This window comes from Borrelia duttonii Ly, from assembly GCF_000019685.1.
GTDB classification, from domain to species: Bacteria; Spirochaetota; Spirochaetia; order Borreliales; family Borreliaceae; genus Borrelia; species Borrelia duttonii.
Window position 1 is genome coordinate 1 of the sequence record NC_011261.1, and the last position, 26,917, is coordinate 26,917.

The window sequence follows — 26,917 nt, forward strand, 5'->3', positions numbered from 1 at the left end:
AGTTCATCTTTTGCTAGAAAACGATTTAGTGTATTTAGAATACTGGTTTGCTTTTATTTGATTGAATTCTTTTGAAAGAATTTAACTATTGATACTATTTTATAATATCTGTTGTGATATTTCTTTGATTGTTTGTTGTATTTTTATTATTAATTTTTGTTGTTTCTTCTTTTGTCATAAGAAAACCCCTTGCAATTTATTTAAAAAATATATTATATATGGTATCACAGATACTAGTTTTTGTCAATTTTTTATGTTATATGTAATATATTTACTAAATATTAAATAAAACTTTAAAACTTTCATTAATAAAAAGTTTGCTTATTATTAATAATTAAGTTATTATTAATAATAAGAAAGCTACATAGGAGGCTCGAATGAATAGCAATGAAAATTCATTACCCTATACAAAACCATCAAAGAAATATCACAACAGATATTATAAAATAGTATCAATAGTTAAATTCTTTCAAAAGAATTCAATCAAATACAATCAAACCAGTATTCTAAATACACTAAATCGTTTTCTAGCCAAAGATGAACTTAAAATAATTACACTTAGAACCCTTAGAAAAGATTTAGCCTTGTTATGTAATAAAGGTATTATTAAAAAAACTTTATTAAGATTGGGCGAAGGAAATGGCTCATATATAAGATATTCAGCAAATAAATACAGTCTCAGAAATTTAAAACGTTTTCTTGACGATAAACAAGCGATCGTTGAACATGATGCAAATGCAACATATAAATTCACAAAAGAAACACAACAAAAATATTACTTAAAAAACAAAAGATTGAATATTCATAAACATAAAAATGCAACTAAAAATGTCAGTCATAATATAACTAATAATAAAAAAATAAATAATAAAAAAAATAAAAAAGAAGAGAAAAAAGAAATAGGAAAGAGAACAATCGACACGAACTATATGATAAAAAATGTAGCAAAATGGAAAACAATGAGATATTTGGATAAAGTAAAAGAAAATGCGAATAAAAAGAGATATGAAGATAGCATAATTAGAACGCAAGAATGGTTGAAGAACTTAAAGATTGAAAATAGTACTTACAAAGATTGTTAAATAAAAAACAAATTTTTAAGGAAAGAATATGGAAGATGCATTAAAAAGATTAAAAGAAAAAAAATTAGAAATTGAAAAAAATCGAAATAAAAAAGACGTTTTTTTAAAAATAGAGAGATTAAAAGATAGAACGATATATCATACAAAAATTTTTAGAGATTTTTATACATTTGGGATTGATAAAAACGATAGTAATAAATTTTTTCTAATTTTGAGAGATCTTTTTAAAGATCAAACATGTAAATTTCATTTATTTTCTATTAAAGATGGTGACAAATTTTTAGGTATGCATTATGGCTATAGAAAACCAATAAAAAATGTTATATCTAAATATAAAGAAAATGGGATTATTAAGACACATACCTTTCCTAAGGTGTTTTATGTAGAATTTAAATTTAAAAAAGGTAGTGTTTTTTGCTATATAAAAGGAATTTATTATTTTTTTAGAAAAGCAAAATCAAATACAAAGTACTGCAAGATATTATTTGAAATAATAAATAGATTAGAAAAACAAATATATGAGTTTTATGGTAAACAGTTGCCGAGTGGAGGAATTATAACAAGATGGCTAGAAAAAAACCAGAAATAATTACGATTGCAAGTATTAAGGGTGGAGTTGGGAAAAGTACGACCAGTATAATATTTGCAACATTATTAGCTCAAAAATATCGAGTATTGTTAATAGATATGGATACTCAAGCTTCGACTACTAGTTATTTTTATGAAAAAATAGAGAAGAGAAATATGGACTTAAGAAGCAATAACATATATGAAGTTTTAATAGATAAGTTGAATATCAACAGTTCAATTTTAAACGTTGAAAATAATTTGGATTTAATACCTAGTTACTTGACTTTACATAGTATAAATGCATTTGGATATAAGCATGCTTTTAGTGAATTTAAGTTAAAGAATGACCTTAAATATTTAGATGTTCAATATGATTATATAGTAATTGATACTCCACCGAGTTTAGATTTTACATTAACTAGTTCTTTAATTTGTTGCAATTATTTAATAGTACCAATGACAGCAGAAAAATGGACAATTGAAAGTTTTGATCTTTTAAAATTTTTTATGGACAAAATAGCTTTAGAACTTCCTATTTTTTTTGTTATTACTAGATTTAAGAAAAATAATACACATAAGAAATTATTAAAAATGATTCACGCCAAAAATAATTTTTTGGGAACTATATCAGAACGAGAGGACTTGAATAAAAGGATAGCAGAAAATAATATTTTTGATTTTGAGAAGGATTATATAAAAGAATATAAGAATTCCTTAATTAATTTTTTTGCAAAAATTAATTAATTTGAATATTAGTTCAACAGGTTGAACGAATATAAATATAATTTAAGGAGATAAAATGAAAAATGATAAAAGTGTAAAGATTCACAAAAGAGATATTGATTCAAAAGGTAATGCATTACTTAGTGAATCTAATAATAATGAAGAAAGTGTAGAAGCAGTGCGTTATAGTACATTAAAAAAGAAATTATACATAAATCTTAGAGAAGGAATCTATAATAAAATAGAATGTATGAAGATACTAAAAGAAATAAAAGATAATGAGTATTATAAATTAGATGGTTATAAAAGTTTTGATGCTTTTATAAAAAATTATGATGTTGCAAAAACTCAGGCTTATAATTATTTAAAAATTGCAGCAGCTTTAGAAGAGGGTTTATTAGAAGAGCAGTTTGTATTAGAAAACGGATTTAGACAAATATTAAGTTTATTGAGGGATAAACAAGGTAAAACAATAAAAAAGTCAAAACAAAATCCCATCAAACCCTTAAGATTTCAACTTAAAAGACAAGAAAGTTATGATTTTTATAAGAAAAATGCTAAGTTTACTAGTTTTTTATTGGACAAATTATTTCAATCTAAACAAGATTTAATTGAAGATTTTCTAAAAGAATTTGAAAGTTTAAGAGGTTAAGTATAAAGATTGTATACGAGATGTAATATATAAGGTATAAAATTTGATGATAATATTTTAAATATATAGTATTAATGTTTTTTGCTATAAGTAGCTTGATTTTATTTAGAATATGTTATAACTTGTTATTGTTGGGTATCTAGTCTATTCACTAGATAATCCTTGTAGTTTTACAATCAAAGATTTTAAATCTTAATCGACATTTTTTTGATGTTGATGCATGCAGTTTAAAAGGCAGAGATTTAAATCCCTGTTAACAATTTTATTGTAGTAATATAGTTGTTAACAGGGATTTAAATTTTTTGTTTCAAATTTAGTACAATTTATTATCTATAAATCTTCATTTTTTTGTTAAAAATATTGCAAAACAAAATAGTTTTTGTTATTATTTTATAATATAAAATTACTATAAGGAGATTGAATATGACAAATATTAATAAATCCATTAATAATGGAGTAAAAAAAGTGAATCAACAAGATTTATACACCCAACAAGTTATTAAAGGTTTAGAATCTTTTGTTCCAGCGCCAGAGTCTGATAATAATAAACAAACTAATGTAAGTAAAATGAGCAAAATAGGACGTAAATTACCTGGTATTAAAAAGAATGAATATTTCAAGTTTAATAGTAAAGTAGATTTTTCTATTCAACGTGGGACATTAACAAAATTTGGTGCTAGTGAAGTTGGGAGTATATTTCTTGGTGCTGAAGCTGCTTCTGAATTAATTGTAAGTAGAGTGCTTAAATCTTTTGGGAAAGAAGTTCCATATAAAGATAATTTGCATATTAAAAAAGGTAAAGCATTAGAAAATTTAGGATTTGATGAGTTTCTACGTATTTATTCTGATAATATACAAGTTTTACATAAAAACAAATATGCTAATGGAATAGACAAATATAATTACTTCAAACGAGTAGGATTAGGAGATAATCTTGTTGGAGCAACAATAGATGGTTGGTTTGTAAACAATCAAGGTGAAGCAGAACTATTAGAGATTAAATGTAGTGATAGTAATTATTTAACATCAGCTATTACAGAATATAATCAAACAGGTAATTTTTTAGATAGTAAATATTTCTTTAAATATTATGTTCAAGCACAAGTGCAACTTGCATGTACTGGCTTATCAAAATGCAACCTATTCTTTTTGATTGGTGATGAGCCTATTAATTGTGTTATAGAGAGAAATAATGGCTTTATAGCAAAAGTGATGATTTATATTGCGACATTGGATATGGAAGTTGGACGCATGTGTAATATCATAAAAAGAGACAAGTCTATTGATCTTGCAAATATTGACATAGAAGATTTAACAAATCATATAAAACTATTACTTCAAGATAGTGAATATTATTCAGACTTGTCAGAATTAAATTATAAAGATGAGTTTATAAGTTTTATCAATATTGTTAAATTAAATATTGGTGCTGAAGAGCAAGAACTTTTAGAGAAACATTTAGTTGATATTCAATCTAAGCAAACAGAAATAGAGAAAAAAGAGAAAGAGAATGCTAAAGAATTATATGCACTTACTAAACAAGATAAGGATGTTCTTAAAGATATATTTGGTAAGTTATCTATGGAGTTTTCGTTAACAGATAATATTGTTTATAGATTAGGAAAGAATGTATTTGCGTTAAATTCAGGTAAACGGGCTATTAAGGATAGATTTAAGTTAATTACGGATCATTATGATTATTATGATATTAATGATATTAGTTCTCGTCGTAAGTTCTCTATATCTAATCCTGTATCTTCCACCTCATATGCAATTTAATGGGAGGTGGAGCAGATGATTATACATGTAATAATCTTTATTTTAATAATTTTATACCATATGTTAAAATTTATATGTAAGTGTTTCAGAAATATTATTAAAAAATATGTTTATGACTATCATACAATAAAAGAATACAATGAATATTTAGGCAACTTGTATTGTGATCTCCAAAGAATGGAAGCCAGACGTAGGCTTTATGATGATGGGGGTTTTGATGTCTGACATTAATAACATCACATTATCAGGACGCTTGGTTAGAGATTCACTTTTATCTTATAGTAGTACAAATTTAGCTATACTAAATTTTTCTATAGCTAATAATATTAAAGTCAAAAGAGAAGGTGAGTGGAGAGATAATGCACAATTTTTTAATTGTGTATTATTTGGTAAACGAGCAGAAACTCTTATTCATTTTCTTAGTCAAGGTAAACAAGTCGTTGTTCAGGGATCTATGAGACATGAATATTATAAGGATAAACATAGTGGAGTTGATAAAATTAAAAGCATTATTTTTGTAGAGCAATTGAGATTGTTTGGTACAGGTACTAAGCATCATAATCCTAAAGTTGATATTCCTGTTCCTGTTCCTCCGCATGTTCCTGATCCTGCTTGTGAATTTAATGAAGATATTCCTTTTTAGAAGTTTATAAATGAGGTTTGGATTATATAGGAGGTTAAATGATATATGAAATTACAACAAAATGATAATAGATTTTTATTAGAGATTAGACGTTGGGGTTGTTACTTTTTATCTTTGCATTATTACATAGCATCACTTACAAAGAACGAATTTGACTTTAATGATATTAATAATAATTATTATCAATTTATTAGATTAGGTTATATGAGGATTAATTGTTATATTTTAAATCCATGTAGCATCTTAAGTTTCTTTGGCATTAAACGAGATGTTCGTGTTGAAGATAAAGATTATAAGTGTTTAAAAGATGAGTTTGAGATAAGTGAAGTTAAGATAAAGAATAATATTGGATCTCATTTTATGGCAACAAATAATACAGAAGTTTTATATGATCCTCTTTTTCTTAAAGATAGAGGACAAGAGTATCATCTAAAATCTAAGCGTATATTTAGAAAAATATGAATCCCCACTTTATTATCTCCATTATTGGTATTATTGTTAAAAGGCTATATGCCTTTTTTTTATGCTTATTTATTATGAAAATCTTGATTTTTGCTAAATTTGATTGTATAATTAAATATCCTTTGAATTTTAAAATAAAAAAAGATGTATGTTTTTGATTTTTTATGCTCCTCTGTATGAATAACAAAAAGAAACATACATTTTTTTATTATGTCAAATCTTGATTTTTGTTAAATTTGATTGTATAATAGCTAATATCTACGTGTTGAATTATCTTCAACCTAAGTATAACCTTTATTCCCCCAAAAAAAATTCTAACAAAGAGAATTGTAACTTCTTTTTGTTAGTTTGTAGTAATATATTGATTTAATGTTATGTTTTTATAGATTATATAACAATACATGAAATATACAATATTATTTAAAGCCGTCTTTAATATCATGATATGCTTTTAATTTACTTGCTTTTGAAAGACCATAAACATTATCTATTTCAGATGTTGATGCATATTTCATTAATTCTTTAATTTCAAATGAGTTGTACCCTTTACTTTTAAGTGTAGCAATAAATATATTTCTACATATATGTAGTGATTTACGATGTTTAAATCCTGATTTTGTTAGTAATTCTTTAAATTGTTTTGAAATTTCACTTATATTTATTCTATTATCTTTAAATCGATGTTTACTTTTTTGAAATAGGTAAGTACGTCTTGAATCTTGTCCTTTATTTTTAAAATGAAGTTTATGAATTTCCTCTATAGCTTCAAATTCAGATTTACTTATTACTACTTCTCTAATGCAAATATTACTTCGCTTTTTTGCTACATTTACACGTAAACTATAAAATACATCACCATTATTGTTTTCTTCTCTTACTATGTCATCAAGTCTTATATTTTGAATCTCTACTCCTCTACAACCTGTAATTGAGAGTATATGAACAAACCATCCTGAGATTGGATCTGTCTGTTTAAGTTTGTCTATACTTTTCTTTACTAATCTTATTGTCTTATCATTTAAATAAAATCTTATTGGTATTGATTTAGATTTAGTATTGCTTTTGGTTTGTAATAATTCCTTCTTATATTGCCTTGTTTCTTTAAGTAATATTGAATTTTGTTTCTCGAGTTCTTTGATTTTTGCTTTTAATATTTCATATTCGCTCATGTAATTTATATGTTAACTAAATGCTATAAAATAAGTAAATTTATATATAAATATGTTAGCAAATACTCTTAATTCATGTCAAATTATATGTCTCTCCATTGTATGCAAAATTTAATGTTTAAGACATGTATTTTAATCAGAAGGGCTAATATTTAAGGGTGCAGCACAAAATATCTAGTAAACTTTGTGGTAACTTTAACAAATACTTGAAAATTTAGTCTCTATTCTTTCTAGATTTTATTTTAAAGACTCATCTGTTTGCAATGAGAGATATTTCTATTCTTTTTTTAACTTATCTTTCCCTGTTAACTTCAAGTTAACATTTTGTTTACTTATACCTTTTTTTAAACCTTTTTAATTATCCTTTTACTTTTATGAAAATATCTTGGTACTTTCTTTCTTAAATCTGTATTTTAAATTCTATTTATGAAATTTATTTTGTAGATTGATGGTTTTATGAGTCGTTTTGATTGCAAGTGCTTGTTGCATTTTCTTTAATGCCTTTTAATGTTTCATTATTCATTGTGCTAAAATATCCATTTATTACAGTTTTGAATGTTCCTTTTTTTTGCTCTGCTTCATCTCCTGTGCACTTTGCAAGTTCTGATTGAATGTGATCGAGAGCATCTTTTATATTGGATTCATTCAAGAGTACAAGTTGTGTGAACATATTTTCACTATTCAAAGCTTCTTTTAAAAAATCTAGACCTTTTTTCTGATTGTCATTTAACTTTTCTCTTAATGCTTCTTCAGGTGTTTTTTGTGCTTCTACTTGTTGTTCTAAGTCTCTTTTATTTCTGCTCTTAATTCCTTTATTTGTATTATTTTCTTGATCACAACTACTCATTAGTAGTAATAAAATCAAGGTAAAATTGGTTATTTTCATATAAAATCTCCTCATTTTAATAGATATTTTTGATTTTAAATATATAGCGATTATTGGAAGTATTTATTGATTTTGTAAAATTGTTATTTTGTTATAGAGTTTATGTTAAACTAAAATTAATTTTTGTTAAATTATAAGGTTGAAGAGATATGAATAAAGTAAAAAGAGCATATGAAGATTATGCCATGTATTTTAATGAAGATCGATTAAGTGATGCTGAAATAGCGAAAGAGCTTTGTGTTTCACGAGCTAATGTATGTAAGATGAGACAAAAATGGGAGATTAGTCAAGATAATCCAAAAGAGTTTGATAGTGACAATAAAATAACCATTTGTAAAACTACTCTTGATAGTGTCTTAGGTCGAGTACTCGAAAACAATGCCAAAGCACGTGAGCTCAAAAGTCAATTCAGTATAACTAAAAGTCAACTTGGACTTAAGTTTATGAAGGCATTTGATAATTATTTAGAATTAGAACTTGAGGATTGTATAGAAGAAATAAATCTATTGGAGAGAGAGATCAAAATGATTAAAAATAAAGGAAATAGTAGAGAACTTCAAGATAAGAAGATCAAACTCAAAGATTTAAAACGTCAGAAAGAAGATAAAACAATGAAGTTATGTTATGAAACAATGAAGAAACTCAAAATTGCAGACTTAGATGAGGGTAGATTTAGGTTTGGAGGATAAGTAAATGGATATATACAGTAGTAGTATTTTTAAGTCTCTGCAAAGGGAATATAAGCGTGATTTTGGTATTGATATTGCTTCTTTTATGAAGCCAAAACCGGTAGTTATTGATTTTAAAAGCTTTGAAAATAAGTTCTTAAATAAAAAACAACGTAAAGTGTTAAGTGCTATTGAAAAGAATAATCAAAACAAAGTTATTTTATCAGGTGGAATTGCAAGTGGTAAAACATTTTTGGCTTGTTATTTATTCTTAAAAACTTTACTTAAGAATAGACATCTTTACAGGAAAGGTACCAATAATTTTATATTAGGTAATTCACAGAAGGCATTAGAAATTAATGTTATAGAACAGTTTGAAGATCTTGCTAATATGCTTAAAATACCTTTTGTTCCCAAATATTCAAATAGGTCATATTTTGAAATCGATTCTTTAAGGGTTAATTTATATGGTGGTGATAAAATCAGAGATTTTAAAAGATTTAGAGGATCGAATTCTGCTGTTATTTATGTTAATGAAGCAACAACTCTTCATAAAGAGACATTAAAAGAAGCGCTTAAGAGACTAAGAATAAAACCAGAGTTTATTGTTTTTGATACTAATCCTGATCATCCAGAGCATTATTTTAAAACAGATTATATTGATAAGAATACAGTATATTCTACATATAATTTTACGACATATGATAATGAGGAAATTTCAAAGGAATTTATAAAGACCCAAGAAGAACTTTACAAAGACTTTCCAACATATAAAGCCAGTGTACTACTAGGAGAATGGGTCGCAAATAATGATGCGATATTTCGTAATATTAATATTATTGAAGACTATGAATTTAAAAGTCCTATAGCTTATTTAGATCCTGCATATAGTAGTGGTGGGGATAATACTTCTCTTTGTGTTTTAGAGAAAGTGTCGGATAAGTATTATGCATTTATATTTCAAGAGCAAAAACCAGCTGTTGATCCATATGTTATGAATACAATAAAGGTAATAATGGGGAATTTAAATGTTAATACTCTTTATATTGAAGATAGGGATGATATTAAAGGAGCTGGGGCTTTAACACGTGAATATGTTAGACTTCGAAATAATATGGAAAATTACTTTAGAATTGCACCAACAAAACCAAAAACAGATAAACACGCAAGAATTGTTTCTTTATTAACACCATTTACTTATAACAAGATGCATTTATTAGATTATAGTAGTCGTTCTGTATTTCGTGATATTTATTCATATAATGGAGATGGTAAAGTTCATGATGATGCTCTTGATGCATTATCAGCAGCATATTTAATTTTGTCTTTAAATTATCGTGATAGAATTAGGCATTTTACTAAATTTACTTTCATTTAGCTTATAAATTATTGTATAATAATTATATAAGGAGATTCTTTATGGAGTATATGCAAATGGAGCCTGTAATTACTAGGCAGATGGTATTAAATGAGCTTGTAAAAGCTGGTATTAAGAGAGATATTGCGGACGATTTATCTTATAGATACTATAAAAATGAACTTACTACTAAAGATCTTCAATATTTAAAAGAGAACTTTGACATAAAATTGGAGATGTTAGAACGTGGTTTAAAGGCTGAGATTAAAGAGCTTGATAACAAAATAGATACTGTTGAAAATAACTTAAATAATAAAATCGACAAAGTAAGGGACGAATTAAAGTCAGATATTAAAGAACTTGATAATAAGATAGATATTGTAAGAAAAGATATTGAATTGAACAAAATGGAACTTGATACTAAGATAGATAAATTTGCATCAGAGGTTAAAGGAACATTAAAATTACATGCTTGGATGTTTGGGACCATTATTACTTTAACTATAGGAATTTTATTAACGCTGATATTTAAATAAGTAAATATTTCTTCTATCTAAAAAATAAGTTTAAATTTTTTTGCAATTTTTTATAATTTTTGTTATTATTTTTTAGCAAAAATAAATAATTGATCTATAATTATTTTTTGTATATTGAATAAGGTTATATAGGGTTGATGTATTGGAGAAATAATGAAATACAACTCTAAAATCAATTCTTATGAATTATACAAACATTCAATATTTTTCAGGAATTATATAAATAATGTTGCAGAAGACGTCCTGCACAATGGGATCAACTTAGAAGTTATTTATAGTACTGCTTTAGGTGGTATTGAAGATACGTTAGATAATCTAAAAGTAGAACTCAAAGAAGCACTATTGAATTGTATCATAAGTTACAGATTCAATGGTATTGGCTATATTTTGGTTAAAACAGCAGGAGATGATAATCTTGACTTAGAAATTAATTCAGAATTACCAATTGGATTTGTGTATTTAGATTTTGGTTGTGTGAGAGATAGGGGTTCTAAGTCTCCTTATGTCATATATTCATTCAAAGAAGAGGATGATGAGGGAGTTTTAGTTAGAAGAGAAGTAAAGATCCATAAGAGTCGTTTGATCATATATGAGAATTATGACTATATTTTGGGTTCATATACACCATGTTATACGCAAAGTTTTCTGCTAAATGTAGCTCTTTTTGAGACTATCTACCAAGAGATAGATAGAAGGATTCGAAACTACAATTTTCTATTCTACAAGGATGAGTCTTTAGCAGAGATTAATGATGCAATAAGTAAAACATCTTTGCAATTTAATTTACTTACTAAGAGCAATAAAGATAATAGTTCTGGCATGTTTAAGAAGTTGTTTAGGCGAAATTCTGATGATGGTAGTGGTGATAATAGTGGTGATGAGGTCGTAAAGAAGGGTACCAATATCTTGAATGCGCTAAATAATGACTTGTCCCACGAACTTGAGAGACTAAAATCCAACTTGAATAATGATGGGATATTCTATTCTGGAAGTGAGTCTGCACATTTAGAAGTCATGAAATATGAACTTACTTTCCTGAAAGACACTTTAGAACTTGTAAAAGCAAAAATAGGAGCAGATACTAAAGAACCATTAACTAGAAGTTTTAACGAACAAACCAAAGGTCTTGGCAACGATGGTAAAGGAGACCGAAGTAATTATTATGATTTTTTGAAGGGGGTGCAAGAACGAATTGAAATTGCGGTAAATCAGAAGCTTAATCAGTATTTTGGTCTTGATATGAGATTCAATTCTCTGATTCTTTTGAGCGAAACTGACAAGATTGAACATGACATCAAATTACTTGAACTTTTTGAGAAATATAAGAGTGCTATAGGTTATGAAGAATTGTCAGAAAAGTCAGTTGAGCTTTTGAAAGACAAATTGTTTTTTGGAGAAATTTTCTTAGGAGGTTGAAAACGAATGAAAACAGAAACTAAAGAAAACAAGAAAGTAGTTAGTAAAAATGTCAAAGTAATTAGCAAAGCTAATAATGTAAAAAGCGAAGTTCCTACAAAAACTATTAGTTTGGACGAATATAATAAGCTTATGAAATATAAAAAGGGACTTGCTAAGAATGACAAGCAGATATTATCAAACAAAGCAAGTAGACCTTTGAGCATAAATCAAAGAGTAGCGCAAGAATTAGCCGAAGTCAAAGCAAAGAATAAAGCAAAGAATCAAATCTTACGAGAAGCTATTAAACTTAATGAAATTGATTCTTTGTCAAAGAAATATTTGAGTAGTCATTTTAATAAAGAGGCGCTGTTATCACGTGGACACAGTTTAGATGAGATTATGTTGGCGCAAAAGCGAGAACTTGTTAGAAAGTATGTTCCAAGGGATCAAATTAGGGCTATAGCTAAAATCGATAATCTTGAGCATATCAAAGGCACATTATTGGACATGCTTTTAAATCTTGCCAAAACTTCGATGAAAAAGACTAGAAAGAACAAAAGTGTTACAACTAAAAGTATTGGCAAAACTGGTATCAAATTTGAGGATAAGATTTCTACTGCCTCCCCACACTTCAAGTCAACCAATAACAATGAATTGAGAAGCGGTATCTTAAACAGATACAAAGAGCTAGTAAAGCGATCTTCAAAGGTTAGAAAAAAAAGATCTAAAGTTTAAAAAGGAGACTAAATGGCAGATATTGCAAAACTAAAAAAGGAATATGAAGATAAGCTTAACGAAATAAAGTCTTATATGAAGAATCCAAGTGTTGATCCTGGATTGTTTAGTAATAATACTGAATTTAGAGATAAGAATCTGCATTTTGCAGCATCAGGTGGTACTACCACAAGTAGTGTGGATATCATTGAAAATATGCCATCTAAAGGATATCCCTATAAGCGTGGTGTAAAATTGGATTTTTCCGATGCTAAATATGAACCAGTTGTAGTACCAGGTGGTGGTAGTGATCTATATGGCATATGCGTTGACATTGATGATTATACAGAAATAGCTCAAGTTGTCCCTATTAATAATAATTTTCAAGGTTGGTTAATTGCTAAAAAGGATAATGCTACGAGTATTGCTATTGGAGATAAATTGAAGTTTAACAGTTTTGGGGAACTAGAGAAAGATACTAGCTCATCAAGACTTATCAATGCAGTTGCACTTTCTAAGGCTGTAAAACTTAACGAAAATCTTCACATAATACATGTTTCTATATTTGGTAATAGGGCTAAAAGCTAATGAGTAGTAAAGTCAATGATTTAGAATTGTCTTCTCAAGTAGATGATACAAAAGAACAAGCTGATCTTGAGATTGAATCAGAAATTCAAGTAAATCAAGATAGTAGTTCACATACTCCTAAAAGTAGAAAAAGAAGAGGAGCAGAAGATGTAAGTCAAAATCTAGATAGTCGTTTTGGAACAGAGAAAGAAAAACAATACAGATTGGCATATCTGAGACTGAAAAAATATACTAAAACAACAACAGAAGATTTGGCTGTAAGAAGTTGTGCAAAGAATGGTTTTCAGGGCAGTGCCGATTTTCCTTATATCTTGACACAAACTATCTCAAGCAGCGTGGACAAATATGAAAATTATCCTTATAAAGGTTTTCCATACAAACGTGCTGTGAAATTGAGTTTTGATACTGATGGGTCTGTTTTTGTTGAGACAAGCGATGATTCTAACGTATATGGCATATGTGTTGATGTTGATGAGTATACAGAAACAGCTCAAGTTGTTCCTATTACTAATAATGTTTCTGGTTATTTTATATGTGCAGATTCTAGTATACAATGTGGCGACCATTTAGACTTCAATTCTGAAGGCGAATTGGTAAAAGCCAGTTCTAATTTACCTACTTCAATTAACATTATTGCATTAAGCAATACTTACAAGCATGATTTTAGAACTCCAGCTGAACAAAGCGATTCGTCTTTTAGTTCAAGTAGTGATTTTATAATTCATTTTGTCAAAGTTACTATATTTGGCAACAAAGCCATACAAAGAAAAAGCTAAAAAATAAAAAGGAGGTTAGAGTATGCCAGATATGAAACAGCTCATCAAAGATTATGAGGACAAAAGAAAAGCTCTGGCGGCTGTTATCAAAGGTGGTAGTAAAGAAGTAGAACTCAAAAGTAATACTTTTGATTTTAGAAACAAAGGACCAAGTGTTGGCGATGGTGGGTTTACTTCTTCTAGTAGTAATACAAAAATAGAAAACTGGCCTAGTAAGAATTATCCCTACAAATGTGGCGTCAAAATCACGACAAATCAAATTAAGGCTAATGAGGTTCACTATGAATCTTGTGTTCAACCAGGTGGTGGTAGTGATTTGTATGGCATATGTATCGATATTGATGATTATACAGAAACAGCTCAAGTTGTTCCTATTACTTCTGGTGGTTATCAAGCTTGGCTTTTTGCAAAAGACGCCACAATCAAAAGAGGCGACAAAATTAAATTTAACGATAAAGGAGAGGCAGAAAAATCTAGTGGTTCAAATACCATTTACAATGCAATTGCTTTAGAAGATACGGTATCTTTACCAAATAATACGTATCTAGTTCATGTAAAATTTGTTGGCAATAGTGTCCAATAATTCAATCAAGGAGGTTTGAAAATGGAATTATATGAAGAAGATTATTATGAACAAGAAATTATTCAAGCAACAGAGGAAGTAGAATTACCACAATTTTACGATTGGTTTACTTCAGAACAAATTGAAGAAGTTCCTTATAAGATGGGATTTTTCAAAACAGTAGAATGGGATGCATTTCTGAACGATAATCCAACAAATGTTATAAATAATTACAATACTGTCTCAACAATAGGATTTAGATCAGAATTCGTAAAACTTAATTATTTGCGTTTGCAATACAAATTTGCACATCTGAAAGATTCTGTTGTTTCTGATTATACAAATTCTGAGTATGTTGGAGATGTTAACAATAACTACCTGCCTTTTGGCACTGCATATAAACTAGCATGCGATGAAATTATGAAACTGATCACCAATTTTGTGTTAACGGGAACTGTATCAGTGCAAAAAGATGGTAAAAATTCAAAAGTTCTCTTACCTAATATGTATGGACTGCTTAATATGCCATATCAAATCAAAGAAGAAGTTCAAGCTGCGAACAAAGACAAAATGGAGAAAATATTCGAATCTATCAAATCTGGTCTTTCAAAATTAGAACTTGGTGATTATTTTGATTGTCCATTCATGGTATTAGTTGATCCTCTAACCAGCATAAAATTTGTTGAACCTTATGGAATATCAAATGTACCCCAATCATCTCCTGAATTTGCATGGGAAGATTTTTTGATAAAAACTATTAAAGCTGTAAATGGCAGAAATGAAGTAACTATAAAAACATCTAATTTGCTAAAAAATCAAATTATTATTTATCCTATGAATCCAAAGCTACTTAAGTTCAAACCAAGTAAATTCATGTTGCCAACACCAAATGAACAAATTGACACCAATTCAGGTGATATAGCTCATTCTTATATTGATTTTGTTCTTGGTGGGCTTTTAGCTACACAGAAGACTATTCTTCAAGTAGAAATTAAGCAAAGTTAAGGAGCATTTATGTCACAGCATGAAAGTCAAGAAGAAACACAAGAACTTCAAAATGAAATACGCCAACTTTACACGGAAATAATAGAATTATTAGACACTAATGAAGAGACTGTGAGTTTTTCTACTTTTATGCAGTATGCAAAATTAGTCAATATGCTTCTTGAAGTTAGGGGTATTGACGTAGAGATGCTCACGGCTTCACATATTAAATTGTTGATGTATTACTATACTGGCTGCAGACTAAAGAAAAGCGGAACTATCGATGATTTTAGTGGCAATAGTCAAGTAGTGAAGAGGCATAAACTTAATGAACTTGAGATCGAATATGAACAGGTCCAATCACAATCTGATGGTTCTGAATCTTTTGGTGCTGGGATCAAAGTTAGTGAAGGGTTCTGTTCGTCTTTTGATTCATTATTAGCTAATTTAGCACTTGTTGAAGAATCAACAACTAAAAAATATTGCATAGGAGTTGCTCGTTAATGCAGGTAAATCCCGTTAGAACTAAATTTGCTCAAATGGCAGAATCTGTTATATCCTATTTTGAAGACAAAAAACCTTTGAGGCTTTACAAAAAAAGATATGAATATAATGAAGATACTGCAAGTATTGACGCAATAATTGACAAAGACAACTTTCAAGAATTTACAGGTGTACTATTTAGCATTAATCCCGATTCTATTGTAAGTATCAATGAATCAAATCTTGGTGATATGACATGTCTTTACACCCTTTACACAAGTGCACAACTTGACTTTGAGATCTCAGATAGAATTTCTGAAGGTGATTTAGATAATTTTCACTTCGAAATAATATCAATTGATGGTTCTGTTGGTTATCTAACTTTGACATTGAAGGGAGTTGGGAGATATGCATGATCAATTTGAGATTGAGCTTGAAATTGGTTGGTTTGCAACACGAGCCAATATAGCACGTATGCACGAAAAGGGAAGTCGTAAACTTCCAATACGTAAACATTTGACTAAAATAGCTAATTCACAAGAATTTCAACAATATATTGATACCGACTACATGAGAAGTAAATTTCAAGAAAGTATAGAGAATGGCATGAATGCCCTTGGAACTGCATTCATCAATTACTATAAAAATCATGTCTTAGCATCTAAAATTATGCCTAAATTATCTCCAAAAACAATTGCGCTAAAAAGCAAAAAAGGAAGTAAAACTCCACAAACACCACTTGTTGATACAGGTCTTATGCTTAATTCAATCGAATATAGGATCAATAAATGATTCTGGATATCACTACCATTGAAAAATGCATAATATCCACTCTAAAAGACTTCACTAAATTTGCAAGTATTTATAATCTTTCTGTTGATATTCTAAATACATATAACCATCCATATATGTCTAAATATACAGTGGATAATTCAAATATAATTGCTGTGCAGTTTAGTGATATTGATGGTCTATTTGAGCATAATTCAAGAACAGGTGTGTTTTACGATAATGTGAACGAATTTGCTATTCATTTTCAACTATATTTTATGGCACTAACGAGCAATTCAGATAAAAATCCACATGAAAGACTTATGTTACTTTATGCATTATTTAGTGATTTTTTACATGATTCTTCGACTCAAAGTTTCACTTTTACACCTGAAGATAATTGTGACTACCAAAAAAATGTGAAATTTCACATTCGCCATACAACAAATATGCAAAACAATGGTCTACTTGACGTGAATAGCAATAATAGCAAATCCACGTATTGTTTAAGCCAAGGATTTGTAGCAAATATACAAATCAAAGAAGAAAAAGTTAAGGAGCAAAATAATGCCATCTGATACAATTAGCGTTAATTTGACGCATTCTAGATTGGATCTAAATCAAGTAAGTTATTATACACCACTACTTGTCTACAAATGTGCCAAAATCAAACTTAATACTGTATCTCCAAAAAATAAAATACTATATCTAAATATAAATGATTATGAAAAAGCAATTGGTGCACTTGAAAAAGAAGGTAATAATGGTGATGATGAATTTAATGCAGAAAAAGAGTATTTGAAACAAGCGATTCAATCATTTTTTGCAGAAGATGATAAAGGATTAAGAGCTGTAACACTGGCTATATATAAAGATACAGCAGAAGCAAAAGGGATCAAAGAGCTATTCAAAAGAAGTAGGAATTCTTTCATTGTATTTATCAACACTTACGCAAGTAATAATGATGGTGGTGATGGTCTCACTATCTACAAAGATGATTATGTCAATTTCAAAGACCCCGCTCACTTCTTTGTTTTTGCAACTAAAGAATCTGAAGTGAAAGAATTGTTCAAAAATGGTTCAAACTCCAAATCTAAAATTATCGTTATTCATTCTAAAGGAACTCAACAATTACATTTGAGATTTGTATCTAAATATTTACATGAAGCAAGTATGTTTCATGCTGTAAACCCTTATGGACTTACATTTAGTGGTATCAATCCTATTACTAATAGTGAAGAAATTACTAAGCTTAGACAAGCTAATATCAATTTCTACTCACATCTTAATGAAAGTGGACTTGATGGTTTTCCAGCATTCAAAGAGGGGATTTGTCTTGATTCTAGCCCTATAGACGAAATTTTTACTTATGACTATATCAAATATGAATTTATCGCGGAACTTATCAGAATATGGAACTTGAACAATAGACAAAATAGTAAATTATCAGCGCTTCAACTATCAGGACAAAGAGATACTGCTTATAGTGCAGCAATTGCATGCAAACTGAAAGAGTTTGTTGATGCAGGTATAATTGTTTCTTATTCTAAGCTCAAAATACAAATATCGTCAAGTGCTGCACTAAAACTATTCTTATCACTAAGTATCACTTACAACTATTCTATGAAGGGCGTGGTATTGAATATCACAACACAAGATATACAAAGTTACCAAAATAGTTTGAAGGAGGTTGAATAATGGATCAGGTTTACAGCTTAACTAAAATATTTTTCTCAATCAAAGATAAGCAAATTCAAAGTGGGAAATTAGAACTTACTAGTGAACCTACAACAAGAGCTGTATCTAGTACTGAAGATATGGGACCTCCGGTAGTTAGTTTTAGAGACCCTAAAACTATTACTTTCATATTCAATGTTGAAGTAACTATTGGATCTTACGATTATAAGCAACTAACAGATATGTCTCAAAATCAATTTTACAATGCAGAAGAAAGTACGCACGAAAAACTGCTAAGCCTTGTATTCAATGATTTTGAAAACATTCACATTGTATCTAATCATGCATTCTTTGCAGAAGAACCATCAAGAAGCTATGCTGCTGAAGCAGAAAAAGTTACGTTTGAAATTAGAGCGATTAATTGCAAAGTAAAAAAAACTAAATAAGTAAAATCAAGGAGGCTATATGATTCAACTTTACAAAATGAATATTTTAACTAAAAAAGAAACACACACATTCGATGTAAAAGTATTACCTGTGTATCAATGGGATTCTATATTAGGTTTTTCACAAAATTATGGGATTGACAAACTCAATAATATTGATTATCTCAGAACGATAACAAACATTATGATCAAACCCGACTTTTTAGACAAATTTTACTTCATTTTAGACGACAATAGAAAATATATTTCTTACTACAAGGATTATCTTGTAGCAATATTGTATTCAATTCAATTTGATACATTTACCTTAGAAGAAGACTTCAAAAAACCAAGTCTCATTTACTTAAGTCATTATCTAAATGCTGATGGTGGATTTGTAAAATTTGACTATATTAACGATAGTTGGAATTATGAACAAGTAATACAAAATATCGATTCACGAGAAACAGAATTTTAAAGGTGTGCGCCTATGAAAATAAACAAAAGAAGTGATATTCTTGAAGAAATAACACACTCATATTTCAAATTCCTTGAAAACGCCAAAAAAGACAAATATCACTTCCCCGTTATGATGGATATTTGTAGCTTTGATGAAGTAAAGACACTCAATTATAAAGACTTGATGGAGGTGAACAAAATATCGGATTTGAAACTTCAAATGAAGATATATGAAATGTCTCTATCTAGAGGAATATTATGAATAATACTGGATTTACCATTAAGTTCAAAGGTGTACTTGATCATGCTTCAACCAAAAAGTCTTTAGAAAAAGATATATCTATCCTTGAAAAAGTTCTAAAACCCAAAAGAACAAGACTCGATAGTACTGAAAAAATATTGAAACACAATCTGAAAGAAAAAAAAGCTGAACTTGCCAAACAAAACAAATATGAAAAACTAAAATTAGCAGAAGAAAAAAGACAAGAGAAACTAAAAATAGAAAAACAAAAAAAAATAGAAGCAGCAAAAAAAAGGCTAGAAAAATTAAGATTAACAAAAGAAAAAAAACAAGAAAAATTACGAATAGAAGAGCAAAAAAGGCTAGACAATATAGAAAAGTTCAAACTTGAAGAAACTAAAAGACTTATGAGCCAAGGCATGAGATTCAAAAAGGCGAAAGAAGCCGCAATAAAAAGATCGTCCATGACACAAGAAGAATTAATGGATTTAGAGTACAAATCGCTAAAAAAGCAAAATGGAATTATACGTCGCACTATACGTCGCACTGGGCGCGCTGTTCTAGAAATAGGTAAAATTGCGGTTGGAACTGCTCTTGGACAAGTATTTGGGACTACTTTTCAAGGTGGTATTGGTGATGCATTCAATTATGCTAAAAGATCTATTATCAACAACGCAAATGTAAAAAAAATGAATGTAATTACTTCAAGAGTATTCAAATCTCAAGAAAAGGCTCAACTTAACAATATTCTTCAAACAATACCGGGATTTAATCGGGAAATTGATAGAGAAGAGTTCCTCAATTATGCTGGAATTTTGAGAAAAGATTTGGAAAGTTTAGGACAAAACAATGAAGAGAACCTCAATAAAGCAGTAGCATTTGCTGCAAGACTCAAATCCACAGGGGTTGTCAATGATAATGCTTCAGCTATTGCTGTAGTATCAGAATTCTTACAAGGAAAAGGTGGGTCTCTATATAATGTCATGGGTTCATTTAGTAAATTGACACATAAGTACAATGAACGTGGAGAAATGGAATATGACTTACTATCTTTAAGCCAAGCTTTGTCTTTTAGAACAGAAACACTAAAAAAAATTATTGATGATTGGAATACGCTTGAATTTCCTAAATACGCAAGTACCGAAGAAAAACTCAAAGATGATCTTATTGAAGCCGAAGATTCTTTCGCAAAAACTACATCTGAACTAGTAAAACCCCTCTTAAAGAAATTATCACAACTAGCTACATGGCTTCAAGACTTTACTTTCAAAACTCACATACTTGATCCAATGATCAAAGGTCTCACAAGTTTTTTCGGTAATATTTACGAATGGTTTACAAAAATGGTAAAAATAGCACTAAAACAAATACTACCCGATTGGTTTTACAAATGGGTTTTTAGTGAAGAACCTAAAACAAATAAAGACCATTCACCACTCCCAACTACTGATACTGGGACTAAATTAGAAAAAGACGCAAGTGTGAAAACACCTTAGGAGGTACAAATATGATTACACAATTTACAACTGATTTTATACATCAGTACCAAGATGCAAAAGGCATGAAATCAATGTTAGACTATATCAACTTAACGCCGTCTCAAATAACAACCATTTTGAAAGAAACTTTCAATCAATTGTCTAGTGTGTTCATGACGTCTAATTTCTTAATTCTATGCCCGCGAATGGACTTTAAAGGCCAGGGATATGTCCCACAAGGATTTTTCATTCAAGCTAAAAGTGAACTAATCAATATGAAATATAGTACTACTTGTTCAAAACGTCCTATAATTGATTATTATACTCGTAAATCTACACATGTAAGTTACAATCCTACTTTCAACGATGAGATCATAACGCTAAATAATGCTAAATTAGTTAGTGGATATTCAGAACTACTCAAATGGTCATTCAATGTTCCTTTTGGAAAATCCATATTTCCAAATACTAGCAATTTAGCAAAACAACACTTAACTAACAGGGTAAAAGAAAGTGTGCCATTTAGTGTTTACAGCCCATCTTTTGGATTTAGAGAAATAGTTGCTATTACTTCTCTTGATCTCAAAGATACAGTATATCTTGATGAGGTTGAAATTAGTGTAACATTAGAAGTTCTCAAAACATTTACAAAATACAAAGGATGAATCAATGGAGCCTAGACTTTTGAAATATGACTTCAAGATAGAATTCTACGATCAACCTAAAATCTACGAGATACCTAAAAAAGAAAATGAAACTCAAACTGAAAAAGCTAAAGAAAAGAGCACACCTAAAGAAAAACCAAAGGAAGAAACTAAGACTGAAGAAACTGAAGAAAAGAAGAAAAATACAAACGAACCCAAAATTGTACTTCGCACTACAGATGGTATACATATAGACATTCAAATATCTGATGTATATACAAGCAATAACTATATATGTGCCAAACAAGCAAAACTAACTATTTGGAATTTACCTATAGATTTTAACGATAATTTACAATCTGGCAATATTGTAACTATATACTATAAAAAATTTGCAGAAGTCAAAGATTATGACTTTATCATGTCTGGGTATTTGGGTACACCTATGAGTACTGATTATCCTAGTGGTGATTTTAGTGTTCAATTGGAAATTCATTTAGCATCAAAAAGCAATTATTTTCATAGAGCACTCAACCCAAATCAATTTCAAGGCATGACAGTAGAAAATGCGATCAAATCAGCTTTTCCTAGTAGAAATATTATCAATATGACTTATGAAAACAAAAAACGCATAATAAATGAAAGTTTTTGTGCAAACACTCCTGTTGAATTCATCGAAAAGATAACTAAAAAGTATGTTCAAAGTGTTAGAACAGATATTGAACCTAAAGACCATACACAACTCATCAGAGAAGCATCTCTTGATACTACTCATACTGAATGTAACTATATATTTACAAATTATGTAGCGATACAAACAGAAACAGAGAAAAAAGAAGAAACAGAAAAAAATAAGCCTATACAAAAGGATAAAAATCCAAAAACAGAAACACCTACAACAGACACAAAAGAAGAGGAAACAAAAAAAGACACAGATAAAGACTATGAACCTCTTGAAGATTATCTTCTTGAATTTATACCACAACAAGAAGTCACTATAGGTTCAAATAGAAATATTAAGTTCATATATTGGAATGCCAAGATTATGTATACACATAAACTGAAAGTTGGCGATAAAGTTAGTTTCATTGATGGTACTGGTAAAAAAATTAAGGGCACTATTTCACAAGCTGATGCTGTATTAAGCAATATTGGTGAGTGTTCTCTTATACTCAAGCTCTATGATGATGCGAATTTTTTAAATATAAAAGGAGAAGCTAAGTAAATGCATTTGAATTATGATATTTACAGAATGAACAGCCAAATGGCTGGTTCTGCGTTAACACAAGAAGAGATCAAACTATGGATTTACAAAAATATTTTCATCTCTACAATAGGAATTATCAAATCTTTCAATTCTGAAACTCAAGAAGGTGTTGTATTACTATCCCTTTACAAAAATGTAGAAATTAAAACTCGATGTATATCCAATATGCATTTTGATCTACAAGAAAATGATGAGGTTATTCTTTTGCAAAGTAGTATCAATCTTTTTGATATTAATGATGATAATTATTTTGACAAAAACTATTTCTATATATTACGACCGATTAATATGCAAAATGCCACTATCAAAGTTGATGATTTTTCTATTCACACAAAAAACCTTATGGAGATTAAGAATAATAACATAAGTTTGAAACAAGTCTTAGAAGAAATAGTTAATTGTTTGCACAATTTGAGAGTTTCGGGACAAGCTACGGTTGAACCTAGTTTTTACACATATGTTAATAATATACAAAACAAAATAAACATGTTGCTTAAATAGTTTTTAGCAAAAATAGTATTATACTTCCTTTTATTAGTTAAAAGGATAAAGGATGTAAAGATTGGATATCAGAATTGACAATGATTTTAACTTAGCTTTTAATTCGAATTTACAGCTCGTTGATAGTATTGAAGAACAAAAACAACGACTATTCATCTTCTTAAAGACTCCAAAAGGTAGTCTTTTCTATGATCCTCAATGGGGTTTAGATTATTCGCACGTTGTAAAGCTTATCAAGGTGAACTCTGTGAACCAAATCAAAACTTACCTATTCAATATTATACAAGATCTCAAAATTGATATTGTAAATCTTGACGTAAAGATACAATCAAACACAATAAGCATTGTCTTTTATTTTCCAAATGACACTCTAAATATGGAGGTAAAATTATGAGCATCCTATTTGATTCTGATGTTGGAGTCTTGAAAAAGAATATTGAACAAATTGTCAATGTTAAACGTCAATACTTAAGAGATAATTACAAAATATTGATTAATGACGACCCAGCATCTATTTACAACATTATTGCAACATCACTTGCATTCAAAGAATGTGAACTAATTGATGAAGTTAACAAACTATTTGAATCTATAAAACCTGATTCTGAATATTGGCAAGCGATAGAAAAGCATATAAGTGTCAAAAGTACTACTTATGAGGCTATAAAGAACTCTTTACTATCTATTAATGGTATTACACACTCAAATATCAAAAGTACTGCTGGTACAGCTAGTATTTATGTTATTGTAGAAGATGAATTTTTAAATTCAGACAAAACACAAATAGAAGATACAAATCTAAAAGCAAATATTTGGAATATACTATATCTAACATGTCCAATTGGTACTACTTTTGAAGGAGACATTATTATCGACGGAATTAACAATAATAATCAAAGGATTGAATACAAAGTGTCACTTGGTAAGAAAAAATACGTATACCTCAAAAGCAAATACAAAGTAAACGTCAAAAATCATCTATATCTTAATGTTGACGCCAAAATTAGAGATATTTACACCAGAATTGTAAATAATAATTATGGTGATATGGGAATTAGTTTTGAATATCAAGATTTTTTTGCTCCTGTTAACGAAATTAAGGGCGTACACTGCATTGATATCTCTGTTGCTCTAAAAGAAAACTTGAATACAAAAATTAATGAGATTAATGATAGTGAATTTACGAATAATGAAAATATTCAGGTTGAAGAAAATGAAATTCTTGATTTTGATTTTACTTCTGATAGATTGTTAATCAATATATCCTCGTGAAAAGGAGGTTAAATGACAAGTATACCTACTATACCCACAGTCTTCAATGACACTGAGGTTGAAAAAATAATACATGCTGAACTTGGATTCGTAGATCAAATAATCAAAGAGGTCAAAACCCTTAATGATAATTTCCAAGATATCAATGCTACTACAAATCTAAATTCAAGATTCATAGCATTCTGGTTATCAGAAATATTGAAAATTATCTACTCAACAAACCAAACTCTTGAAACACTAGCAAAAAATATTGATAGTGTGCTTTTCGCTTTACGTCATATTGGGACCCATGAATCATTCATAAAGCTATTTAAAGCTTTTCTTAATGTTGATATCGAACCTACTACTCTATCACCTGGCGTTATCAACATTAAGCTCAAAAGCGATATCAAAACTAATGTTATAGCATTCATTGTTGGTAGTAAGTCAAAAAAAGATACTACACCCCATAAAAAAATTACATTCAAAACTAAAGAAAATGGACGCATTCTCAAAAAAGCATGGATTATAACTTTACTTCCTAAAGGATATGAAAACTCTATTTACGCATTCATCAAAAAACTTATCCCGATCGGAAGAATACTCAAGATACAAAACTATAAGAATGAATACGTCAAAGAGTTTAAAGGATAATAAGGAGATTTTATGACTAGTCAAGAAAGTCCTGAACAAGATACCGTCGTAAGACATGATGATACAATAGAAATTAGAAACCTTAATAGAAGAACCTCAACTGACCCCTCTGATCTATTGGTTTTAGATGATGGTTTTTCTAGTTGCCACGCAATTACTTTTGATGATTTTCGTAAAGAATTGCACAAAAAAACATTCGTCAAAGGCGAAGGCGTTAATGATTTTAAGCAGGTAATACAAAGCCTTATAGCAACTGAATTATTACAAAATACAAACTTTATCAATCAAGCTTATCAGAAAGTTATAGAAAAACTAAAAAATAATGAATCCAGTGTTATGGATTCTATTCTTGGCAAAGTTACTAGTAAACTTGAATATGATTTATCACAGCAAGATACCTTAAATACAAATACTTATTTTCTAGGACTTCACTATTCTTCTTTGAAAAAAATAAAGGTTCAAGAATATCTTACAGGTATTAGTAGCAGCTTCAGTACAAGTACTACTACAACAAAACCAGAAAGTCAATATTCTGGCGAATATAGCAAAACCGTGTATATGTCGAGTTTGAAATATGGTCGTTATGTTTTTGACTTTACAGACTCATCACAAAAAAATCAAAATGCTGAAATTACAATACAAACAGACAGTTCATATGACGATAAACCCATCTATTTAATTGTCAAAGTTGAAGCAGCATGTAGTTCAAGTTCTCAAGCCAACAAAATTGTCAATATAAAATACAGCGGTTCTTCCTCATCAAGAACGTTATTTCAACTTTCAACTGTACATGGTGGAATAATTCTGAAGTTTAATCTTTTCGAAGGTTGGTATATGCAAAAGAGAGTAGATGGGGCACCTTTGCTTCTCAAATTATAATTCCTATTTCCTTTGCTATATTCACGTTTTTGCTATATATTTAATATACCATATATTGTAAAGTGAGGTTAAAGGATTATGCAAAGTCTCAATGCTTTATTAGACCTTTTACTTAATATTGACGGAAGTAAATTAATTATTATTTCTCTATTCATTTTAGGTATGGGTTCATTATTTGTTTTTCTACTTAAACCAATAACTAAAGATATTATCAACATCTTAGTTACCAAGTTTAAATGCAAAGACAAAGACAAGGATAAAGATTTATGATATTTGGTAAAAGGTTAATTGCAATTCAAGTAATATTGAATTGCATTAATTTTTTTCAGCTACTAAAAAAATTACAAAAAATTTGTTTTTTTTACTTGATAATATTTTGTTTTTGCTATATACTTATTGCTAGGCAATTATGGATAGGAACGCAAGTTGAAAACTACGGTACTTGCAAACTCCATCCGAAAATGGTGCAACGCCTTATGCACCTACAACAAAACAGGATATCCGAAACAAATAAAAATGGATGGGAGCATTAATGCTCCCTCAAATCCAAAAAATCATACAAAACAACAAATCGTAAATATTACAAAATTATTAGGAGAGAACTATAAATGAATTTAAGTACAGCAAAAATAGGCATT

The 26,917-nt window shown here is 28.9% G+C and carries 36 protein-coding genes and 1 pseudogene; 34 read left to right on the forward strand and 3 right to left on the reverse strand.

Annotated elements, in window-relative coordinates; translation table 11 throughout:
* Positions 1-56: 56 nt before the first annotated feature.
* Positions 57-140: pseudogene (locus BDU_RS09100) on the reverse strand (plasmid maintenance protein); the annotation flags it as partial.
* Between the two features lie 237 nt (positions 141-377).
* Here BDU_RS09100 and BDU_RS05350 point away from each other — a divergent pair.
* From BDU_RS05350 to BDU_RS05385, 8 genes are all read left to right on the forward strand, one after another.
* Positions 378-1,082, forward strand: coding sequence for a plasmid maintenance protein (locus tag BDU_RS05350; RefSeq protein WP_012539734.1), 705 nt, complete (start codon positions 378-380; stop codon positions 1,080-1,082).
* Between the two features lie 28 nt (positions 1,083-1,110).
* The gene (locus BDU_RS05355) at positions 1,111-1,671 is read left to right on the forward strand and encodes a DUF226 domain-containing protein (protein WP_012539735.1); all 561 of its coding nucleotides are present in this window, start codon (positions 1,111-1,113) and stop codon (positions 1,669-1,671) included.
* The gene (locus tag BDU_RS05360; RefSeq protein ID WP_012539736.1) at positions 1,647-2,396 is read left to right on the forward strand and encodes a ParA family protein; all 750 of its coding nucleotides are present in this window, start codon (positions 1,647-1,649) and stop codon (positions 2,394-2,396) included. Before BDU_RS05355 ends, BDU_RS05360 begins: the two co-directional genes overlap by 25 nt.
* Positions 2,397-2,451: 55 nt before the next feature.
* Positions 2,452-3,027 (forward strand): chromosome replication/partitioning protein, encoded by a 576-nt coding sequence (locus tag BDU_RS05365; RefSeq protein WP_012539737.1) that lies wholly within the window; start codon positions 2,452-2,454, stop codon positions 3,025-3,027.
* Between the two features lie 423 nt (positions 3,028-3,450).
* Positions 3,451-4,806 carry a DUF244 domain-containing protein gene (locus BDU_RS05370; RefSeq protein WP_041177842.1) on the forward strand — a complete coding sequence of 452 codons (1,356 nt, stop codon included), beginning with the start codon at positions 3,451-3,453 and terminating at the stop codon, positions 4,804-4,806.
* 15 nt (positions 4,807-4,821) lie between these two features.
* Complete coding sequence (locus tag BDU_RS08035) at positions 4,822-5,031, forward strand: hypothetical protein (protein WP_041177843.1); 210 nt, start codon at positions 4,822-4,824, stop codon at positions 5,029-5,031.
* Entirely contained in the window at positions 5,024-5,449 is a 426-nt protein-coding gene (locus BDU_RS05380) for a single-stranded DNA-binding protein (RefSeq protein ID WP_049752281.1), read from the forward strand. Before BDU_RS08035 ends, BDU_RS05380 begins: the two co-directional genes overlap by 8 nt.
* Before the next feature lie 45 nt (positions 5,450-5,494).
* Positions 5,495-5,911 (forward strand): DUF261 domain-containing protein, encoded by a 417-nt coding sequence (locus BDU_RS05385; RefSeq protein ID WP_012539740.1) that lies wholly within the window; start codon positions 5,495-5,497, stop codon positions 5,909-5,911.
* A 416-nt stretch (positions 5,912-6,327) separates the two neighbouring features.
* On the opposite strand, the gene BDU_RS05390 is transcribed toward BDU_RS05385, so the two are convergent.
* Together BDU_RS05390 and BDU_RS05395 are read right to left on the reverse strand one after the other, a co-directional pair.
* The gene (locus BDU_RS05390) at positions 6,328-7,080 is read right to left on the reverse strand and encodes a tyrosine-type recombinase/integrase (RefSeq protein ID WP_012539741.1); all 753 of its coding nucleotides are present in this window, start codon (positions 7,078-7,080) and stop codon (positions 6,328-6,330) included.
* A gap of 454 nt (positions 7,081-7,534) precedes the next feature.
* A complete protein-coding gene (locus tag BDU_RS05395; protein WP_143705861.1) occupies positions 7,535-7,966 on the reverse strand; it encodes an Mlp family lipoprotein in 432 nt (143 codons plus the stop codon).
* A gap of 149 nt (positions 7,967-8,115) precedes the next feature.
* On the opposite strand from BDU_RS05395, the gene BDU_RS05400 reads away from it, so the two are divergent.
* The 26 genes from BDU_RS05400 (at position 8,116) to BDU_RS05525 (ending at position 26,549) form a co-directional block, all read left to right on the forward strand.
* Positions 8,116-8,655, forward strand: coding sequence for a DUF603 domain-containing protein (locus tag BDU_RS05400; RefSeq protein ID WP_012539743.1), 540 nt, complete (start codon positions 8,116-8,118; stop codon positions 8,653-8,655).
* A gap of 4 nt (positions 8,656-8,659) precedes the next feature.
* Positions 8,660-10,012 carry a PBSX family phage terminase large subunit gene (locus BDU_RS05405; protein WP_012539744.1) on the forward strand — a complete coding sequence of 451 codons (1,353 nt, stop codon included), beginning with the start codon at positions 8,660-8,662 and terminating at the stop codon, positions 10,010-10,012.
* An 11-nt stretch (positions 10,013-10,023) separates the two neighbouring features.
* Complete coding sequence (bdr, locus tag BDU_RS05410; RefSeq protein WP_012539745.1) at positions 10,024-10,527, forward strand: Bdr family repetitive protein; 504 nt, start codon at positions 10,024-10,026, stop codon at positions 10,525-10,527.
* A gap of 153 nt (positions 10,528-10,680) precedes the next feature.
* Positions 10,681-11,943, forward strand: a complete 1,263-nt coding sequence (locus tag BDU_RS05415; protein WP_012539746.1) for an anti-CBASS protein Acb1 family protein — start codon at positions 10,681-10,683, stop codon at positions 11,941-11,943.
* 6 nt (positions 11,944-11,949) lie between these two features.
* On the forward strand, positions 11,950-12,660 hold the full coding sequence (locus BDU_RS05420; RefSeq protein WP_012539747.1) for a DUF1357 family protein: 711 nt from the start codon (positions 11,950-11,952) through the stop codon (positions 12,658-12,660).
* Positions 12,661-12,672: 12 nt separating this feature from the next.
* The gene (locus BDU_RS05425; RefSeq protein WP_012539748.1) at positions 12,673-13,227 is read left to right on the forward strand and encodes a DUF228 domain-containing protein; all 555 of its coding nucleotides are present in this window, start codon (positions 12,673-12,675) and stop codon (positions 13,225-13,227) included.
* The gene (locus tag BDU_RS07470) at positions 13,227-14,003 is read left to right on the forward strand and encodes a DUF228 domain-containing protein (RefSeq protein WP_012539749.1); all 777 of its coding nucleotides are present in this window, start codon (positions 13,227-13,229) and stop codon (positions 14,001-14,003) included. The genes BDU_RS05425 and BDU_RS07470 overlap by 1 nt, the downstream gene beginning before the upstream one ends.
* Positions 14,004-14,025: 22 nt before the next feature.
* Positions 14,026-14,586 carry a DUF228 domain-containing protein gene (locus tag BDU_RS05435; RefSeq protein WP_012539750.1) on the forward strand — a complete coding sequence of 187 codons (561 nt, stop codon included), beginning with the start codon at positions 14,026-14,028 and terminating at the stop codon, positions 14,584-14,586.
* 21 nt (positions 14,587-14,607) lie between these two features.
* Positions 14,608-15,570 (forward strand): hypothetical protein, encoded by a 963-nt coding sequence (locus tag BDU_RS05440; protein ID WP_041177845.1) that lies wholly within the window; start codon positions 14,608-14,610, stop codon positions 15,568-15,570.
* Positions 15,571-15,579: 9 nt separating this feature from the next.
* On the forward strand, positions 15,580-16,053 hold the full coding sequence (locus BDU_RS08605; protein ID WP_012539238.1) for a DUF3890 domain-containing protein: 474 nt from the start codon (positions 15,580-15,582) through the stop codon (positions 16,051-16,053).
* Positions 16,053-16,448, forward strand: coding sequence for a DUF1506 family protein (locus BDU_RS05450; protein ID WP_049752283.1), 396 nt, complete (start codon positions 16,053-16,055; stop codon positions 16,446-16,448). The genes BDU_RS08605 and BDU_RS05450 overlap by 1 nt, the downstream gene beginning before the upstream one ends.
* The gene (locus tag BDU_RS05455; protein ID WP_041177846.1) at positions 16,441-16,824 is read left to right on the forward strand and encodes a hypothetical protein; all 384 of its coding nucleotides are present in this window, start codon (positions 16,441-16,443) and stop codon (positions 16,822-16,824) included. Before BDU_RS05450 ends, BDU_RS05455 begins: the two co-directional genes overlap by 8 nt.
* Positions 16,821-17,381, forward strand: coding sequence for a DUF764 family protein (locus BDU_RS05460; protein ID WP_012539754.1), 561 nt, complete (start codon positions 16,821-16,823; stop codon positions 17,379-17,381). The genes BDU_RS05455 and BDU_RS05460 overlap by 4 nt, the downstream gene beginning before the upstream one ends.
* Entirely contained in the window at positions 17,371-18,501 is a 1,131-nt protein-coding gene (locus BDU_RS05465) for a DUF787 family protein (RefSeq protein WP_012539755.1), read from the forward strand. The genes BDU_RS05460 and BDU_RS05465 overlap by 11 nt, the downstream gene beginning before the upstream one ends.
* Entirely contained in the window at positions 18,501-18,926 is a 426-nt protein-coding gene (locus tag BDU_RS05470; RefSeq protein ID WP_012539756.1) for a DUF1463 family protein, read from the forward strand. Before BDU_RS05465 ends, BDU_RS05470 begins: the two co-directional genes overlap by 1 nt.
* Before the next feature lie 19 nt (positions 18,927-18,945).
* Entirely contained in the window at positions 18,946-19,383 is a 438-nt protein-coding gene (locus tag BDU_RS05475; protein WP_012539244.1) for a DUF1473 family protein, read from the forward strand.
* A 12-nt stretch (positions 19,384-19,395) separates the two neighbouring features.
* A complete protein-coding gene (locus tag BDU_RS05480; protein WP_012539245.1) occupies positions 19,396-19,626 on the forward strand; it encodes a DUF1322 family protein in 231 nt (76 codons plus the stop codon).
* On the forward strand, positions 19,623-21,101 hold the full coding sequence (locus tag BDU_RS05485) for a DUF759 family protein (protein ID WP_012539757.1): 1,479 nt from the start codon (positions 19,623-19,625) through the stop codon (positions 21,099-21,101). Before BDU_RS05480 ends, BDU_RS05485 begins: the two co-directional genes overlap by 4 nt.
* A gap of 11 nt (positions 21,102-21,112) precedes the next feature.
* Entirely contained in the window at positions 21,113-21,748 is a 636-nt protein-coding gene (locus BDU_RS05490) for a DUF792 family protein (RefSeq protein ID WP_012539758.1), read from the forward strand.
* Positions 21,749-21,752: 4 nt separating this feature from the next.
* Positions 21,753-22,952: a DUF693 family protein gene (locus tag BDU_RS05495; protein ID WP_012539759.1), complete on the forward strand. Its 1,200-nt coding sequence runs from the start codon at positions 21,753-21,755 to the stop codon at positions 22,950-22,952.
* The gene (locus BDU_RS05500) at positions 22,953-23,495 is read left to right on the forward strand and encodes a DUF777 family protein (RefSeq protein WP_012539760.1); all 543 of its coding nucleotides are present in this window, start codon (positions 22,953-22,955) and stop codon (positions 23,493-23,495) included. It begins immediately after the preceding gene.
* Positions 23,496-23,556: 61 nt separating this feature from the next.
* Positions 23,557-23,889: a GPW/gp25 family protein gene (locus BDU_RS05505; protein ID WP_012539761.1), complete on the forward strand. Its 333-nt coding sequence runs from the start codon at positions 23,557-23,559 to the stop codon at positions 23,887-23,889.
* On the forward strand, positions 23,886-24,767 hold the full coding sequence (locus BDU_RS05510; RefSeq protein ID WP_012539762.1) for a DUF276 domain-containing protein: 882 nt from the start codon (positions 23,886-23,888) through the stop codon (positions 24,765-24,767). Before BDU_RS05505 ends, BDU_RS05510 begins: the two co-directional genes overlap by 4 nt.
* Positions 24,768-24,779: 12 nt before the next feature.
* Complete coding sequence (locus BDU_RS05515; protein ID WP_012539763.1) at positions 24,780-25,400, forward strand: DUF735 family protein; 621 nt, start codon at positions 24,780-24,782, stop codon at positions 25,398-25,400.
* A 12-nt stretch (positions 25,401-25,412) separates the two neighbouring features.
* Positions 25,413-26,279, forward strand: coding sequence for a DUF685 domain-containing protein (locus BDU_RS05520; RefSeq protein ID WP_012539764.1), 867 nt, complete (start codon positions 25,413-25,415; stop codon positions 26,277-26,279).
* A 78-nt stretch (positions 26,280-26,357) separates the two neighbouring features.
* Positions 26,358-26,549: a hypothetical protein gene (locus tag BDU_RS05525; protein WP_041177847.1), complete on the forward strand. Its 192-nt coding sequence runs from the start codon at positions 26,358-26,360 to the stop codon at positions 26,547-26,549.
* The last annotated feature ends 368 nt before the right edge of the window (positions 26,550-26,917 follow it).

Excerpts from the sequence above, each read along its gene's own strand:
- BDU_RS05350 (WP_012539734.1), top strand. The coding sequence starts at position 378 with ATGAATAGCAATGAAAATTCATTACCCTATACAAAACCATCAAAGAAA.
- BDU_RS05355 (WP_012539735.1), top strand. The coding sequence starts at position 1,111 with ATGGAAGATGCATTAAAAAGATTAAAAGAAAAAAAATTAGAAATTGAA.
- BDU_RS05360 (WP_012539736.1), top strand. The coding sequence starts at position 1,647 with ATGGCTAGAAAAAAACCAGAAATAATTACGATTGCAAGTATTAAGGGT.
- BDU_RS05365 (WP_012539737.1), top strand. The coding sequence starts at position 2,452 with ATGAAAAATGATAAAAGTGTAAAGATTCACAAAAGAGATATTGATTCA.
- BDU_RS05370 (WP_041177842.1), top strand. The coding sequence starts at position 3,451 with ATGACAAATATTAATAAATCCATTAATAATGGAGTAAAAAAAGTGAAT.
- BDU_RS08035 (WP_041177843.1), top strand. The coding sequence starts at position 4,822 with ATGATTATACATGTAATAATCTTTATTTTAATAATTTTATACCATATG.
- BDU_RS05380 (WP_049752281.1), top strand. The coding sequence starts at position 5,024 with ATGTCTGACATTAATAACATCACATTATCAGGACGCTTGGTTAGAGAT.
- BDU_RS05385 (WP_012539740.1), top strand. The coding sequence starts at position 5,495 with ATGAAATTACAACAAAATGATAATAGATTTTTATTAGAGATTAGACGT.
- BDU_RS05390 (WP_012539741.1), bottom strand. The coding sequence starts at position 7,080 with ATGAGCGAATATGAAATATTAAAAGCAAAAATCAAAGAACTCGAGAAA.
- BDU_RS05395 (WP_143705861.1), bottom strand. The coding sequence starts at position 7,966 with ATGAAAATAACCAATTTTACCTTGATTTTATTACTACTAATGAGTAGT.
- BDU_RS05400 (WP_012539743.1), top strand. The coding sequence starts at position 8,116 with ATGAATAAAGTAAAAAGAGCATATGAAGATTATGCCATGTATTTTAAT.
- BDU_RS05405 (WP_012539744.1), top strand. The coding sequence starts at position 8,660 with ATGGATATATACAGTAGTAGTATTTTTAAGTCTCTGCAAAGGGAATAT.
- BDU_RS05415 (WP_012539746.1), top strand. The coding sequence starts at position 10,681 with ATGAAATACAACTCTAAAATCAATTCTTATGAATTATACAAACATTCA.
- BDU_RS05420 (WP_012539747.1), top strand. The coding sequence starts at position 11,950 with ATGAAAACAGAAACTAAAGAAAACAAGAAAGTAGTTAGTAAAAATGTC.
- BDU_RS05425 (WP_012539748.1), top strand. The coding sequence starts at position 12,673 with ATGGCAGATATTGCAAAACTAAAAAAGGAATATGAAGATAAGCTTAAC.
- BDU_RS07470 (WP_012539749.1), top strand. The coding sequence starts at position 13,227 with ATGAGTAGTAAAGTCAATGATTTAGAATTGTCTTCTCAAGTAGATGAT.
- BDU_RS05435 (WP_012539750.1), top strand. The coding sequence starts at position 14,026 with ATGCCAGATATGAAACAGCTCATCAAAGATTATGAGGACAAAAGAAAA.
- BDU_RS05440 (WP_041177845.1), top strand. The coding sequence starts at position 14,608 with ATGGAATTATATGAAGAAGATTATTATGAACAAGAAATTATTCAAGCA.
- BDU_RS08605 (WP_012539238.1), top strand. The coding sequence starts at position 15,580 with ATGTCACAGCATGAAAGTCAAGAAGAAACACAAGAACTTCAAAATGAA.
- BDU_RS05450 (WP_049752283.1), top strand. The coding sequence starts at position 16,053 with ATGCAGGTAAATCCCGTTAGAACTAAATTTGCTCAAATGGCAGAATCT.
- BDU_RS05455 (WP_041177846.1), top strand. The coding sequence starts at position 16,441 with ATGCATGATCAATTTGAGATTGAGCTTGAAATTGGTTGGTTTGCAACA.
- BDU_RS05460 (WP_012539754.1), top strand. The coding sequence starts at position 16,821 with ATGATTCTGGATATCACTACCATTGAAAAATGCATAATATCCACTCTA.
- BDU_RS05465 (WP_012539755.1), top strand. The coding sequence starts at position 17,371 with ATGCCATCTGATACAATTAGCGTTAATTTGACGCATTCTAGATTGGAT.
- BDU_RS05470 (WP_012539756.1), top strand. The coding sequence starts at position 18,501 with ATGGATCAGGTTTACAGCTTAACTAAAATATTTTTCTCAATCAAAGAT.
- BDU_RS05475 (WP_012539244.1), top strand. The coding sequence starts at position 18,946 with ATGATTCAACTTTACAAAATGAATATTTTAACTAAAAAAGAAACACAC.
- BDU_RS05480 (WP_012539245.1), top strand. The coding sequence starts at position 19,396 with ATGAAAATAAACAAAAGAAGTGATATTCTTGAAGAAATAACACACTCA.
- BDU_RS05485 (WP_012539757.1), top strand. The coding sequence starts at position 19,623 with ATGAATAATACTGGATTTACCATTAAGTTCAAAGGTGTACTTGATCAT.
- BDU_RS05490 (WP_012539758.1), top strand. The coding sequence starts at position 21,113 with ATGATTACACAATTTACAACTGATTTTATACATCAGTACCAAGATGCA.
- BDU_RS05495 (WP_012539759.1), top strand. The coding sequence starts at position 21,753 with ATGGAGCCTAGACTTTTGAAATATGACTTCAAGATAGAATTCTACGAT.
- BDU_RS05500 (WP_012539760.1), top strand. The coding sequence starts at position 22,953 with ATGCATTTGAATTATGATATTTACAGAATGAACAGCCAAATGGCTGGT.
- BDU_RS05510 (WP_012539762.1), top strand. The coding sequence starts at position 23,886 with ATGAGCATCCTATTTGATTCTGATGTTGGAGTCTTGAAAAAGAATATT.
- BDU_RS05515 (WP_012539763.1), top strand. The coding sequence starts at position 24,780 with ATGACAAGTATACCTACTATACCCACAGTCTTCAATGACACTGAGGTT.
- BDU_RS05520 (WP_012539764.1), top strand. The coding sequence starts at position 25,413 with ATGACTAGTCAAGAAAGTCCTGAACAAGATACCGTCGTAAGACATGAT.
- BDU_RS05525 (WP_041177847.1), top strand. The coding sequence starts at position 26,358 with ATGCAAAGTCTCAATGCTTTATTAGACCTTTTACTTAATATTGACGGA.